Annotated in this window: 11 protein-coding genes and 1 tRNA gene; 3 read left to right on the top strand and 9 right to left on the bottom strand. The window is 57.5% G+C overall.

Annotated features, from left to right (window positions below; genetic code table 11):
- Positions 1-12 precede the first annotated feature (12 nt).
- The 3 genes from dnaG to SMD27_RS14210 all read left to right on the top strand — a co-directional run bounded on the left by dnaG (position 13) and on the right by SMD27_RS14210 (position 4,215).
- On the top strand, positions 13-2,028 hold the full coding sequence (dnaG, locus tag SMD27_RS14220; RefSeq protein ID WP_320509064.1) for a DNA primase: 2,016 nt from the start codon (positions 13-15) through the stop codon (positions 2,026-2,028).
- A 53-nt stretch (positions 2,029-2,081) separates the two neighbouring features.
- Positions 2,082-4,049, top strand: coding sequence for an RNA polymerase sigma factor RpoD (rpoD, locus tag SMD27_RS14215; protein ID WP_320509063.1), 1,968 nt, complete (start codon positions 2,082-2,084; stop codon positions 4,047-4,049).
- An 89-nt stretch (positions 4,050-4,138) separates the two neighbouring features.
- A tRNA-Ile gene (locus tag SMD27_RS14210) sits at positions 4,139-4,215 on the top strand.
- Between the two features lie 213 nt (positions 4,216-4,428).
- Here SMD27_RS14210 and SMD27_RS14205 read toward each other — a convergent pair.
- From SMD27_RS14205 to SMD27_RS14165, 9 genes are all read right to left on the bottom strand, one after another.
- Positions 4,429-4,860, bottom strand: a complete 432-nt coding sequence (locus SMD27_RS14205) for a metallophosphoesterase family protein (RefSeq protein WP_379990695.1) — start codon at positions 4,858-4,860, stop codon at positions 4,429-4,431.
- A gap of 101 nt (positions 4,861-4,961) precedes the next feature.
- Positions 4,962-6,785, bottom strand: coding sequence for a hypothetical protein (locus SMD27_RS14200; RefSeq protein ID WP_320509061.1), 1,824 nt, complete (start codon positions 6,783-6,785; stop codon positions 4,962-4,964).
- Positions 6,786-6,847: 62 nt separating this feature from the next.
- The gene (locus SMD27_RS14195) at positions 6,848-7,798 is read right to left on the bottom strand and encodes a hypothetical protein (RefSeq protein ID WP_320509060.1); all 951 of its coding nucleotides are present in this window, start codon (positions 7,796-7,798) and stop codon (positions 6,848-6,850) included.
- 315 nt (positions 7,799-8,113) lie between these two features.
- On the bottom strand, positions 8,114-8,698 hold the full coding sequence (locus SMD27_RS14190; RefSeq protein ID WP_320509059.1) for an ABC-type transport auxiliary lipoprotein family protein: 585 nt from the start codon (positions 8,696-8,698) through the stop codon (positions 8,114-8,116).
- 13 nt (positions 8,699-8,711) lie between these two features.
- Positions 8,712-9,737: an MlaD family protein gene (locus SMD27_RS14185; RefSeq protein WP_320509058.1), complete on the bottom strand. Its 1,026-nt coding sequence runs from the start codon at positions 9,735-9,737 to the stop codon at positions 8,712-8,714.
- Positions 9,738-9,770: 33 nt separating this feature from the next.
- On the bottom strand, positions 9,771-10,649 hold the full coding sequence (locus SMD27_RS14180; protein ID WP_320509057.1) for an ABC transporter ATP-binding protein: 879 nt from the start codon (positions 10,647-10,649) through the stop codon (positions 9,771-9,773).
- Between the two features lie 5 nt (positions 10,650-10,654).
- Positions 10,655-11,452 (bottom strand): MlaE family ABC transporter permease, encoded by a 798-nt coding sequence (locus tag SMD27_RS14175; RefSeq protein WP_320509056.1) that lies wholly within the window; start codon positions 11,450-11,452, stop codon positions 10,655-10,657.
- A gap of 9 nt (positions 11,453-11,461) precedes the next feature.
- Positions 11,462-11,812: an STAS domain-containing protein gene (locus SMD27_RS14170; RefSeq protein ID WP_320509055.1), complete on the bottom strand. Its 351-nt coding sequence runs from the start codon at positions 11,810-11,812 to the stop codon at positions 11,462-11,464.
- Positions 11,813-11,830: 18 nt separating this feature from the next.
- Positions 11,831-13,501 (bottom strand): ATP-binding SpoIIE family protein phosphatase, encoded by a 1,671-nt coding sequence (locus SMD27_RS14165; protein ID WP_320509054.1) that lies wholly within the window; start codon positions 13,499-13,501, stop codon positions 11,831-11,833.
- Positions 13,502-13,675: the final 174 nt, after the last annotated feature.

The raw sequence follows: 13,675 nt of genomic DNA, 5'->3' as shown, positions 1-13,675 counted from the left end.
GAACGGGACGGCATGGCCTTCCCCCCTTCATTTCTGGAAGACTTGCGGCAGCGCCTGTCGATCATTGACGTGGTCGGGCGGAAGGTGCGGCTGATCCGTCGCGGCCAAGAAGCCAGCGGGCTCTGCCCGTTCCATAACGAGAAATCGCCCTCTTTCACGGTCAGCGAAGATAAAGGCTTCTATCACTGCTTCGGCTGCGGCGCTCATGGTGATGTCATCGGCTTCGTCATGAATACCGAAGGGCTGGATTTCCGGAATGCCGTGGAAAAGCTGTCGGCGGAAGCAGGCCTTACGGTGCCGCAGGACAGTTTCGAATCCCGCGAGCGGGCCGAACGCCAGGCGACGCTGGCCGGTGTCATAGAACTGGCGGCCAAATTCTTCGAGGCGCATCTCGGCGCCAGTGGCGGGAAAGCGGGTTTGGATTATCTCCGCCGGCGTGGCCTGACGCCGGAAACCATCAAGCAATTCCGCCTCGGCTTCGCACCGGACAGCCGCACTGCGTTGAAGGCCCATCTCGAGAAGCAGAACGTGCCGGAAACCCTGGCGGTGGAAGCCGGGCTGCTGATCCGCCCAGAGGATGGCCCCGGTGCCACCTATGACCGCTTCCGAGGCCGGGTGATGTTTCCGATCCTCGACCGGCGTGGCCAGGTGATTGCCTTTGGCGGCCGTATCCTGACCGATGAAAAGCCAAAATATTTGAACTCGCCGGAGACCCCGCTCTTTCACAAGGGGCGCGTGCTCTACAACCTGTCGTTGGCGCAAAAACCCGCGCGGGATAAGAACGAGATCATTGTGGCCGAAGGCTATATGGATGTGATCGCTTTGACCCAGGCTGGGTTTCCCCAGGCGGTGGCGCCGCTTGGCACGGCCCTGACGGAAGACCAGATCGGCTTGCTCTGGCGCCTGGCGCCGGAGCCGTTGTTATGTTTCGACGGTGACGCTGCCGGCCAGAAGGCGGCCGCGCGGGCGGCGGAACGGGTCCTGCCCATCCTGAAACCCGGGCTTTCTCTGCGGTTTGCCTGGATGCCGGCTGGGGAAGACCCGGATTCGCTGATCAAAAGCCAGGGGGCTGCGGCATTGCGACAGGTGCTGGACGGCGCCGCGCCGCTGGTCGACGTGGTTTGGCGGATGGTCCTTGCCGATCGACCGCTGGACACGCCGGAGCGCCGCAGCGGCTTTCGCCGTGAGCTTTTCGAAGCGATCAGCCGCATCGCCGACAAGTCGATCCAGGATGCCTATCGCCAGGAGATGTTCGCTCGTCTGGACGGGCTTTTTGCCCGGCCCCGATCCGATGCTCCGTTGCGTCACTCGTCAGCAAGCGGGGCGGGCGGTGGTCGGCCAAGCCGCGTAGGCGGTTATGGCGGCTTTGACAACCTGCCCAATGCCGGTATGGGCCGTCACCAGCCGCGCTGGGCCCGACCCACCCATCTGTCGGAACTGGGTGGCGGCGATGTTCGCGAAGGTTTGAGGGGCGTTCAACGATTGCCCTATGAGAAGATACTTGCAACTCTTGTTAACCATCCCGATCTTATTCATAGGCACGGCGAAGCGGTAACCTTGCTGACATTTCCGACCGGCGATCCTGACAGAACAATTGGTGAAGATGGCGCTCCTCGAGACAGCGGGCCCAACGATGAGGGTGGCGGCAACCTTGACAAGCTTCGGGCCGCCATTATAGACCTCGCTGCCCGATATCCGCAGCTTGACGCCGTCGCCTTGCAGAACCATCTGAGGGATCAGGGATTTTCTGCCGGTCTTGATAGCCTTCTGGCGCGGACCGCAGATTACAGGTTTACCCTTCGTTCGGCAGATCCGTTATTTGCCGAAGAGGGGCTTTTGCACGTTATGGCCGTGCTTCGAGAGCCTGACATCCGCGCCGAATTGGCGGAGGCAGCGGCGGCGCTTTCGAACAGCATGACCGAGGAAAATCTGGCGCGGTTCGAAGCCGCGCAGCGCCTGGCGCTGGAGGCGGAGAGCCGGCGACGGGACATCGATCGGGACGCTTTCGGCCAGGTCGTGAAGCAGTAACCGGCCAGTCATGGTCCGGTCTAAATCTTGGTGTTTGTAAACAGGTGGCGTCAATGGCAGTCAAAAGCTCGGCCAAGGCAGAAGCGGCAAAGCCGCGGGAAGACGGCGCAGAAGGTCCGCTGATGGACGGCATGAACGCCGCCGTCAAAAAGATGTTGGCCAAGGCGAAGGAGCGGGGCTACGTCACCTATGACGAGCTCAATGCCGTCCTGCCGCCCGAACAGATGTCCTCCGAACAGATCGAAGACACGCTGGCCCTTCTCAACGAGATGGGTATCAATGTCGTCGAGAATGAAGAAAGCGACGAGGCCGAGGAAGCCGCTTCCAGCGCCGACGATGGTGACGAGGAAGGCCGGGTAACCGGCAATCTCGACGATGCCGAAGTCGGTCGCACCGATGACCCGGTGCGGATGTATCTGCGCGAAATGGGCTCCGTCGAACTGCTCTCCCGCGAAGGCGAAATCGCCATCGCTAAGCGGATCGAAGCCGGCCGCGACATGATGATCGGCGGCATCGGCGAAAGTCCGCTGACCCATCGTGCTATCCTCGAATGGCGCGACCGGCTGAAAGCCGGCGAAATCCTGCTACGCGACATCATCGATCTCGACGCCACCATGGGTGGCGTGCCCGGCGAGGGCGACGAGATCATGAACGGCGCCGATGAAAGTGAATTCGAGGAGGAAGAAACCGAACAGGAAGGTGCCGCCGAGGGCGAAGGTGGTGAAAGTGGAGAAGGCGAGGGCGACGAAGCCAATATGTCGCTTGCCGCCATGGAGCAGCAATTGCTGCCCTCGCTGCTGGAAACTTTCGACAATATCGCGGCGCTCTATAAGAAGCTCGACAAAGTGCAGCAGAAGCGCCTGGAGACGATCCTGGCCGGCGAGGAGCTGAACCCGCGCTCCGAGAAGTCCTATGAGAAGATGAAACTTGAGATGATCGAGCTGATGCGCTCGGTGCGTCTCAACAACAATCGTATCGAAGCGCTGGTCGATGAGATGTATGGCCTCAACCGCAAGCTGATGGGATTGGAAGGACAGTTGCTGCGCCTGACCCAGAAGGCCGGCGTGAAGCGCGAAGAATTCCTGCAGAAATATTATGGGTCCGAGCTGGATCCGAAATGGTTCGTCAAGCTCGGCAAGCTGACCTCCAAGGGCTGGAAGAACTTCGTCGCCAAGCACAAGGACGAAGCCAAGGAAGTGCGCGACGAGATCGCTGCCATTGCTGATCAGGTTAAGCTGCCGGTTGGCGATTTTCGCCGCATCGTCAACATCGTGCAGAAGGGTGAGCGCGAGGCCAGCCGCGCGAAGAAGGAAATGGTCGAGGCCAATCTGCGTCTCGTGATTTCCATTGCCAAGAAATACACCAATCGCGGCTTGCAATTCCTTGATCTCATCCAGGAAGGCAATATCGGCCTCATGAAGGCGGTCGATAAGTTCGAATATCGCCGCGGCTATAAGTTCTCGACCTACGCCACCTGGTGGATCCGGCAGGCGATCACCCGCTCGATCGCCGACCAGGCCCGCACCATCCGTATCCCGGTGCATATGATCGAGACAATCAACAAGCTGGTCCGCACCAGCCGGCAGATGCTGCACGAGATTGGCCGCGAGCCGACGCCGGAAGAATTGGCGGAAAAGCTGATGATGCCGCTGGAGAAGGTGCGCAAGGTCCTGAAGATCGCCAAGGAGCCGATCTCGCTCGAAACGCCGATCGGCGACGAAGAGGACAGCCATCTCGGCGATTTCATCGAGGACAAGAACGCCGTTCTGCCGCTCGATGCCGCCATTCAGGCTAATCTGCGGGAAACCACCACCCGGGTGCTTGCTTCGCTGACGCCGCGCGAGGAGCGCGTGCTGCGCATGCGCTTCGGTATCGGCATGAATACCGACCACACACTGGAAGAAGTTGGCCAACAATTTTCGGTCACGCGCGAGCGTATCCGCCAGATCGAAGCGAAGGCCTTGCGCAAGCTCAAGCATCCCAGCCGCTCGCGCAAGCTGCGCAGCTTCCTCGATACCTGAAGCTTTCCGCACCCTCTCCCCAAAGTGGGGCGGGGGTGCTATAGCTCTGCCTGTCGCAAGATGGCTGGCGCCGGTATCGGTGCCCGGTTGGGCCTGTAGTTCAGTTGGTTAGAACGCGCCGCTCATAACGGTGTTGTCGGGGGTTCAAGTCCCTCCGGGCCCACCACTTCCTCCATGATTTCGAACGTCTGCTCATGTGGAATCGGGCATAAGTTGGCCACTTGGCCACGTTATGCCTTAAGGAGATTTTGGCCATTAATTGCTGTGGAATGAAAGTAAACTGTGGGGAACGACACTTTATGCTTCAGGTCTTGAATGACGGTTCCCGTGGAATTCGGCATAAATTGTCGCAGGCGCCGCGTTCCGTCCCTGTGGAAGATCACTTTAGCTCCACAACTAATTCAGAATTGAAGGCTCGATTGGAGTAATCTGGGACATAGCCTCTAGGATTACACACTACTCGCGTACTCCCGATCGTATAGTCGGCCGAACTATGGACGTGCCCATGAGCCCAAAGGTGCGGCTGAAATGCCTCTATTAGATCTTCTAGAGACGACGCATAGGCCGCGGCATGAGGATCTTCCTGACGAAAGCTCGGTAAGCTTTGGCCAGACGGCGCGTGATGGGTCAAGATGATTGTGTATCCGTTGAACTTCCTTGCAAGTTCCGCTTCGATGAAGCGCCGGCTGGCCAGATGGAAGTCTGAGGTATTCTGGGGCGTCAGACGGATCTTTTCGCCACTGAATGGATCGCGAATCTTTATTCGCACATAGTCATTCATGTCGCGCCAAGCACGCTCCATATCAGCCAAGGCGCGCTGCTCGCCAAAGGGGGAAAAGTCAGTCCACAGCGTAGCACCTATGACCCGAACTGGCACACCGTCGCGGCTTCGGAGTTCACACACTTCCCGCTCTAGGAAATGGACTGGTGCTTGCCGGTTCTTACAGGCGCGCTCAGCGGTTTTTCGGCTGTCAGCGATTGCAGCGTAAAGACTGTCCCCATATGGCTCATGGTTCCCTCCAACCAATACAACCGCTTGGCCAAAGGTGTCGGAAGCCGACCATTACGTCGGCAATAGTCTCTGAGAACCATTAGGACAACGGCTGCTGATGGCGGATCATAAGAGAGATAGAACGCACGCATCTTCGTGACGTGACCGTCTGTTGCAAGCGTCAAAGTCGGCTTCCCGAGATCTAACCCGCCGGGGCTGATTGTCGCAATACTCCATATAGTATGATCGATGTAGCAAACCTCGTGTGGTCGAACCCCATCCACCGGAAAACGATAATCAAATACCAATGGAATTGGATTTACCTGATATGCCTTTCGTTTGCCTTCTCGGATCTCTATCGAACCAGTATCTTTAAGTCGGTTACAAAAGGTGGCATACGACATGGCGTCGATATTTTGTTGAAGGCACTCGTTTTCGTATACTTCCCAAACAGCGAACGCAGTGCGACCTTCCTTGGTATTGTAAAGTCGTTGAACGCATCTATCTGCGGCTTCTAGCGAGAGTGATGAGATGCGGCAAGTCCGATTGCCGCGTTCGTCAATTCTATCCGATAGGGCGATTAGTTTCTCAGCTAGAGTTGAAAGGCCAGCGACGCGCTTTCTCCACCTTCTTGCGGAGCGGCCAGAGCCACCCAGAGCGTGGTACCGAGCTAAAGCTCTTTCAAGCTGTTCTTGGGAAAGCTGCGAGACATATCTGATCTGCGATTGCTCTCCTTTTGGGTTTACAATCGAAGTTATATCCTGACTCTGATGCAGAGCGTCAACGTGTTCCATGGACAAAAAGGAGAGTTCGCCTCGTGAGTCTTGCAGTGTGATGCCGTTCTCACACGTTGAAATGACGGTGTAGGCTTGTGAGCCGATGTTTAGGCTCGTCCCCTGCGTCAGTTTGGCGACACTCGGCAACGGCAAAGATTCTTCCCCCCGCGCATGGATTATATGATGAACGCGGCACAGGGAAGCGTCTCTAAAGATTATAAGATCGGCGGTTGCGTCCAGGCGGTCGGCATTAAGATCGACCGCTCCGATGCCGCTAGTAAGACCCAGAAAAATCTGATCGGCCGTAAATCCGTGCTTTTGAATGAGTTCGACGAATGGTATCGCACCGTGGGCAATAAGGAGTTCCGACAAGGTACGACTGACAGCCAGATCGAGTTTTGGAGCTCTGTCGGATCGATACTCCTCGAGAAAGCGCGCATTCAGGACGTAGTTGCGTGACAGCTCGTTGGCACTATGCAGCTCATAAGTCAGACCGGTGCCGCCGAAGTATTCTTCGGCTGCACGATAATGCCAACGGCCGTTTTCATCCTTAGAATACTGTTTGCCTTTCAGCGAGTACTTGATAAGTCGAGATTCTTCTCGCCACTCAACAACCAGAATACGTGTTTTCGTTATGATCATGAAATCGGGGATGTGGCGCGTCCGACCGATCCGTCGTCCATCGGTGTCGCAAAGAATGAGTTCGGCTTGAAATGGTTGAGGCCAGTACTCCAGGCAGGCGGCATCGGTTTCATAAATGGTCGCTGCCGCTGACTCTACCGTTCTGCTTTCAAGCTCAAGATGCCGGCCGCCCATTTTCTGGCTGTATTGGGAAATCACTGAATTACTCAGCGTAGAGCGGACCTGTCGCACGGGGCTTTTCGAACGTGCATGCCGAACTAATTCTCTACCGCGATCTGGTAGTTCTAGATCGGCCATAAGCCTCTCGACCGCTTGGTCATCTAACATGGCGTCTTCCTCCGACTCGGCAGGACAATTATACTCTAGCGGGCTAGAGTAAATCATCAAAATTAGAACACTTGTTGAAGGATGGTGCGAGCCAGTTCTGCGGAATGGTTGGGGGTCGTGGATGAATTTTGTGGTTGCTGCGCCACTTGGACCTTAGCCTCAACAACAATGAGAATACCTGAAGTGGAATCCGGGCCTTGCGACATATCGGGATCGGACGAGACGAACCATATGAAATCGCACTTTTGGCCGAGAAGTGCCGCTGTGCGTTTGGGAATACGCGAAGATGGCGGAAGAATTTTTACTCCGTGAAACTCCAGAGGCGTTTTTGGGGACCTTTGAAGAAGAACAACGGCGTCGAATTCGATTTTTGGCCCTTCCTCCGCGTAAAACGATACTGCGGGGATCACCTTATATAGAGAGGGATCCGACGCACCGGTCCAAGAAGCCTCGTGCTGAATGAGGGCCACGAAATCCGCTCTCCATTTAGCATCCATCTGTGTCGGATTTTCGACGTCGATCCGCGGTGCGCTGGAGGAACGCCCGCGTGCCGTTTTTCCCTGAAGGGCCGGGCGATAGATCTCCCAGACCTCTCTCATTGCCGAGCGTGAAACTTTTCCAAAAACAACCTTCGATGCTAGTTCTTTAAATTCTCTATCAGGAAGCACCCTTTGGAGTTTCGCCAGCAATTCTATATTTTCTGGGCTTGTTGTATTCGAAAGAGAAATAGCAGGTGGTAGCTTGGTGCCGTCCCAATGTTCATTTTCGAGTGTCTCATTATACCAGCGAATTGCACTGTAATATCGCCACAGGTTGCTGGGGTTTAATTCCAATTTTTCCGCGATATCGGCGAGCCACGCCGAGAAGGACCGCTCATTTTGCTCCCACCCCTGCCAATCATGTGCAGCATTCAATTGGATCCCGATCTTTACCCATGGGCGCTTTTCCCAGTGGACTAGAGTGCCAAGCTCGGACTCAATTTCCTTAAGGCGTTTTATCGAAGGCGCCATCACACACGCGGATCCTCTGCGAGCATTAGTTACGTGCTCACCATCTTCTGTACTTTTTTCAGCAAACGGTCATTTATACGGAAAACCGTATAAACGGTCATTACACGAAAAGGGTATCAGGAGGAGAAAAGGAGAGCGAGCCCGCAAGAGAAAATATCTGGTGGAGTTTGGTCAACATATTCGCAAATTTAGAGAATTTGGCCGATTTATGCCTGAAAGCGGGGTAAGTGTCTCGGGGAGCAGGGGCCATTTCGGCCACGAATTGCCTTGCCCGTGGCCAAGTAATGCTTAATTCAACAGCTCATCAATTGCACCAGTTCACGAGTGAGGCCGGCTGATCATGCCGGCGATCTCGCGGAATATCTGGTTCATTCCGGTATTGAGCGCCGCTACCGCATCATCGATATCGCCGCTGGTCGCCGGCTCTTTGGCAAGGAAGACCTTGCTGGCAATAAGGCGGTTCGTGTCTTCATCAAGCAGAGCGACCTCAATCTCGATGACGCCGCCATCGGGATTGGCGGTTTGCTCCAGGCGCCGTAGCTTTCCTCTCACCACATATTTCGCATCGACCCGCAGCTCGCTCGGCACCACCTCTTTTGCAATCTGAGCGCTGCGCAGATAGGTGACCAGTTGATCGCGCAGCATTTGCGGCGGCGAATTGGTCCAATAGGCGTAATTGCGCTGCTCCAGCTTGCGGCCCCCATCGGCGGTGAACAACAAAGGCCTTTCTGCCAGGACGCCTTCTGCATCGAAGGGCGGAACTTCGACGATGCCCTTCAGGGGTTTTGCGACAGGTGTCTCGGCAGGTGTGGCGATCAGGCGGAAATACTGTTCCTTCGGCACCTCAGGTGCGGCGCAGCCGACGAGGGTGAGGACCGACAGGATCAGAAGGTGGCGCGGCATTCCCGGCTTCATATCACTGATCCTTGGACTGATCCGGAACCGGTGTCAGGCCGCGATCTGGAGATGGGCTGCCACCGGAAAGAAGTAGGCCAGGATTCTGCCGGATCAGACGGCTGAACTCGTTCATATTGCGCGTGCTTCCTTCCAGATTATGCGTAATGGCATCGATATTTTGCGACAGCGTCCGCAGGATATAAGCGAGATCTGCCACGGATCTGTCGACATTCCGCGTATTGCCCTGCACCAGATTGTTCAACTGATCCGCCAAGGCCCTGGCTTTCTGCGACAGCGTTTTCAGATCTTTGGTGGCCGCCGCGGCATTGGCGGAGGCATCCTCGACATGGCCGAGGGAACGCTGGATTGTCGCAACATTGCCGTCGGAAAGGATTTTGTCGATCTGGCCCATTTCGGTGTTCAATTGCGCAGTCAGCCTAGCGATATCATTGGCGATCTGCGGTGTCTTGTCCTGCACCGATTTCGCGATGCTATTGAGCGAGCCAAAGAGCTGATTGAGATTGCCTTCAGTGGCCATGCCGATCCGGTCGATCGTATCGCTGATCTTCGCCAGCATCGGCTTCAGCGAGGAATTGCTAAGATCGCCGATCTCGGCGGCGACGGAACTCATCAGCGTGAATATATCGGCTGGCGATCCTCCGGGGATTTCGCCCCCTGGCTGGATCACTTCCGGCGCCCTGCCGCCGGCAATCTCGATCGTCTTGGCGGCGAGGAAGCTTGACGCGGCAATGCGCGCGACTGAATCGGCCGGGATCTGCCAGCCCTTTTTCACATCGACGAAGACGCGAAAGTGGTAGCGGTTGTCCGAACGCTCTGGCTCGATCTTGTTGACTTCGCCGATCGTATATCCCTCATAGCGCACCACCGTGCCGTATTTCATATCGCTGACATTGTCGAAAACGATCGAGTAACGATCCGTCGGACCACTGCGGCCGCTCAGCATCAGCACCACGACAATCAGTGCGATCACCATGGCGGAGACGAACAGCCCGACAGCGGTATAATTCAGAAAATGACTACGCATATGACGTTCTCTCGTCGCTCCGCTGGTCGGTTCTCAACCACCCGTCAGACGCTTGAGATATTCGGTCGGATCGACCTCGATCTCTTCCGCCTGGCGGTTGAGCAGATGTTGCACGCGTTCATTCTTGTTGTTGCGGATCGTCTCCACCCGTTCGCTCGCCAGGATGCGGCCCTTGTCCAGGATGGTGATACGATCGCCGATCTTGAAAGCACTGTCGATGTCATGGGTGACGATGACGACGGAAATATCCATCGCCTCGCGGAGCCGCAGGATGAGATCGTCAAGCGCCGAGGAAACCGCCGGATCGAGGCCCGAGGAGGGCTCATCGAGAAACAGCAGCTTCGGATCCATGATAATGGCACGGGCGATCGAGGCACGCTTCACCATGCCGCCGGAAAGCGCCGCCGGCATCAGATCGCCGAAACCGGAGAGATTGACGACCTCCAGTTTTATGCGCGCCATGATGTCCATGGTTTTTTCGTTCAGCTTGGTCAGCTCCCGCAGCGGCAGCTTGACATTCTCGGCGACATTCATCGAGCTGAAGAGAGCGCCGAACTGGAAGGCGACGCCGATCTTGCGGCGCAGATCCAGTTTCTCCATCGGCTTCAGGGTGCCGAAATCCTTGCCCAGTAATTTGACCTTGCCCGGCAAGGGCGGCATCAGACCAACCAGATGGCGCAACAGCGTGCTCTTGCCGCTGCCGCTGCCCCCCATGATCATCATGATCTCGCCTTGGCGCACATCGAGCGAGATATCGAAGAGGACTTGCCGCTTGCCGTAAGACCAATCGAGATGATCGACTTCGATCACCTTGGGCCGGGCGGCGAGTTCCGCTTCGCTGGGGCGACAGACGACATGTTCACCAGGCGGCACGGCTGTTTGTTGATGGGATGGTGCGGGTTGCTCGCTCATGGCGGTCAATGGGTCGAGATATAGGCAAAGATCATGTCGGCAAGCACAATCAAGGTGATCGACTGCACGACGGCGCGTGTGGTGACCTGACCGACGCCTTCGGCGCCGCCGGTGACGCCAGCGCCATTGATCACCCCGACCAGGGCAATCAACACGCCGAACAGGGCCGACTTGCCGATCCCGTGCCAGATATCATGCGTGGTCAGGACACTCATCGTGTCGCGGATATAGGCCATGAAGGAGATGTCGAGCGCGGCGGAAACATAGAGCCCCGCGCAGGTGATCGATACGAGATTGGCCCACATCGCAAGACAGGGCACGGTGATCACCAAAGCAATGAGCACCGGCGATACGAGGAAACGCACGGGATTGATGCCAATCACCTGGAGCGCATCGATTTCCTGATTGATGGTCATGGTGGCGAGGCGCGCGGCGATTGCGGAGCCGGATCGGCCGGCGATCAGGATGCCCATGATGATCGGCGAGAATTCCCGTACCACCCCGAAAGCGATGCCGATATAGGCGAAGCTTTCTGCGCCGAAGAGACCAAGGGAATAGAGGCTCTGGATCGCCAGCATCAATCCGATCGTGCCGGAGAGCAAAGTGGCGATGGGCAGCGCGCTTACACCGAAACTGAGCATGGCGAGCATGGTGGCTTCGACACGAACCGGCTGACGGTAGCGCCGGCCCATCGCCAGCCAGAACAGGCTCTCGCCCAGCAGGCTGGCGCCGTAGCCGACTTCGTCCAGGCTCTGGACCGTGCGTCGGCCGATGGTTTCGAAGAAGCGCGCGACGGCTGTCATTCTGTTGGCTTACTGCTGCGCAGTCTTGTCGTTCACCGCCAGGGCCGAAGCGAGATCGGCATGGATGGTGAAGACTTTGTCGAGCCGGGCCAATTCCAGCACCCGGAGCGCGCGCGGGCTGACCGCGACCAAAGCGACGTCATGGCCCTGTTTGCGCGCGAGCTGCAAACTCTCCACCAGGCTGGCGATGCCTGATGAATCGATATAGCTCACCTGGGCAAGATCGATCAGCAGATCCTTGCCGCCCTTCAGATTGTCGAGCAGCGCTTTGCGAACCGCCGGCGCGGTTTCAAGATCGATCTCACCCCTGAGTGCGATGACGATGCGACTATTCGCCTCGCTAATTTGATCTACCGGCATATGCTACGTCCCCATCCCCTATTCCTGTCCGGTCCGCCTGCGTTTCACCAGCTCCAGCAGATTTCCTTCGCCTTCAGGCATCGGAATGAAGCTTGCATCATCCATGACGGTACGGATGAAATGCGTGCCCAACCCCCCGGGACGCACATCTTCCAAGAGCCGAGGCTGTATCTTAGCCGGATCGACCCGGGGTGCGAAGTCTCGAATCCGCAGCATAATGCCATCGGGCAAACGATGCATTGCCAGCGTGATCTCGCCGGTTTTCCCGCCGCCATAGGCGTGAATCATGATGTTCTCAACCGCTTCGACGGCGCCGAGCACGAAATCATGCGCATCTTCCGTCTCGAAACCGCAGGCCGTCGCGGCGGCCAGCAAAGCGGGACGTAGGATTCTCAGACGGTTGGGGTTGGAAATCAGGGTGAATCCCACCAGAAATTCCCCGTCTTCGAAAGCTGCCGTCATCTGGCGGCCGTTGGCATGGGCGGCCAAGCGGTCATCTATGGCAAGCAAGGTCAGATCGTCGCGCGCCTGACCGCCCGTTTCATCCAGTTCCTGCAGCACCGCCGCCAATCGGTCGGCCAGCCGGGTATCGGTTTGTTTGGCGAGTATCCGGTCGAGGCCGTCGATGCCCAATTCATCATAACCGGCGGGAAATTCGGTGAGGCCGTCGGAGTAAAGGAAAAACTGGCCGCGATCGAGCGGCAGGTTCTGGGTCGCGTATCTGGCTTCGCGCAGGATGCCTAAGGGCGGCGCCTCGGCGGCGAAAGTTTCGGTAACCCCATCGGCGCGTCGAAGGAGCGGGGGCATATGGCCGGCATTGGTGAAATTCAGCATGCCGGTCGCCGGGTCGTAGATGCCGATGACCATGGTGACGAACATGCCAAGACTGGCGGTGTCGCAGATTTCCCGATTAAGCACGCCGGCCAAGCGTGCCGGATCATGCATGGTCTTGCCGAGGCAGCGGAAAAGGCTGGCTGTCTTTGCCATCAGCAAAGCAGCATTCATGCCCTTGCCGGACACATCGCCAAGACAAAAGGCGATGATGCCGTCCGGCGTCTGGAAGAAGTCATAGAAGTCCCCGGACACTTCGCGCATCGGCCGATTGATCCCCGCGATGGGCAGCGTGTCATCCGCCGGCGGCAGCAGACTGCGTTGAATCGCGGCGGCCAGTTCCAGTTCCCGCTTGAGGCGTTCCTGCTCCACCAGTTTGGCGGCCAGGCGCGCATTGGAGATCGCAAGCCCCGCCGAGCTCGCGACCACCTTCAGCATGTTCTGGTCGGCGTCGTCAAAAGGCTGGCCGTCATACTTGTTTAAAACCTCAACGGCACCGATCCGGTTGGAGCCGACAGTCATCGGGGCGCAAAGGATGGAGCGCGTGATGAAGCCGGTACGCTTATCTGCTTCGGCATAGAAGGCCTCGTTGTCATAGGCATTCTCGACGACGAGCACGACATCGTCCGCAACTGACCGCCCCACGATTCCGTGGCCCTGGGGAACCACCAGCCCGTCGATATTCACCGGGCCTGCGCTCGCCCGACAGATCAGATTGCCGCCAGTTTCGTCGGTCAGAAAAATTGCCCCGGCCTCCACTTGCATCAGCTCGACGATGTGGGTCAGGGCATGGCGGATCGTGGCATCGACATCCCGAGTCGCCGCGAAGGAGCGGCTAAGCGCGGCGGCGAAGTCCAACGGATCATGCGGGGACCGGCCGGCACTTGCTGACCTCTCTGTTGCTACCATTGGAGGAGGAGTCTTTGCCAATTATCGAACCCGATTGTGCTAGCACGTATGGTTAAGCGCGGGCCATAGTGCGGGTTCTTGGGCGAACTGCCAAGCTTCTCGGCAGGGCTCGCTGACCGCCTT

The organism is Dongia soli, assembly GCF_034044715.1.
Classification (GTDB): domain Bacteria; phylum Pseudomonadota; class Alphaproteobacteria; order Dongiales; family Dongiaceae; genus Dongia_B; species Dongia_B soli.
The sequence above is the reverse complement of the archived record's forward strand: the minus strand, read 5'-3'. Positions and strand labels throughout refer to the sequence as shown.

Coding starts and splice junctions, on each gene's coding strand:
- SMD27_RS14175 (WP_320509056.1), bottom strand. CDS start 11,452: ATGACAGCCGTCGCGCGCTTCTTCGAAACCATCGGCCGACGCACGGTC.
- SMD27_RS14190 (WP_320509059.1), bottom strand. CDS start 8,698: ATGCCGCGCCACCTTCTGATCCTGTCGGTCCTCACCCTCGTCGGCTGC.
- SMD27_RS14170 (WP_320509055.1), bottom strand. CDS start 11,812: ATGCCGGTAGATCAAATTAGCGAGGCGAATAGTCGCATCGTCATCGCA.
- SMD27_RS14185 (WP_320509058.1), bottom strand. CDS start 9,737: ATGCGTAGTCATTTTCTGAATTATACCGCTGTCGGGCTGTTCGTCTCC.
- dnaG (WP_320509064.1), top strand. CDS start 13: ATGGCCTTCCCCCCTTCATTTCTGGAAGACTTGCGGCAGCGCCTGTCG.
- SMD27_RS14180 (WP_320509057.1), bottom strand. CDS start 10,649: ATGAGCGAGCAACCCGCACCATCCCATCAACAAACAGCCGTGCCGCCT.
- SMD27_RS14200 (WP_320509061.1), bottom strand. CDS start 6,785: ATGTTAGATGACCAAGCGGTCGAGAGGCTTATGGCCGATCTAGAACTA.
- rpoD (WP_320509063.1), top strand. CDS start 2,082: ATGGCAGTCAAAAGCTCGGCCAAGGCAGAAGCGGCAAAGCCGCGGGAA.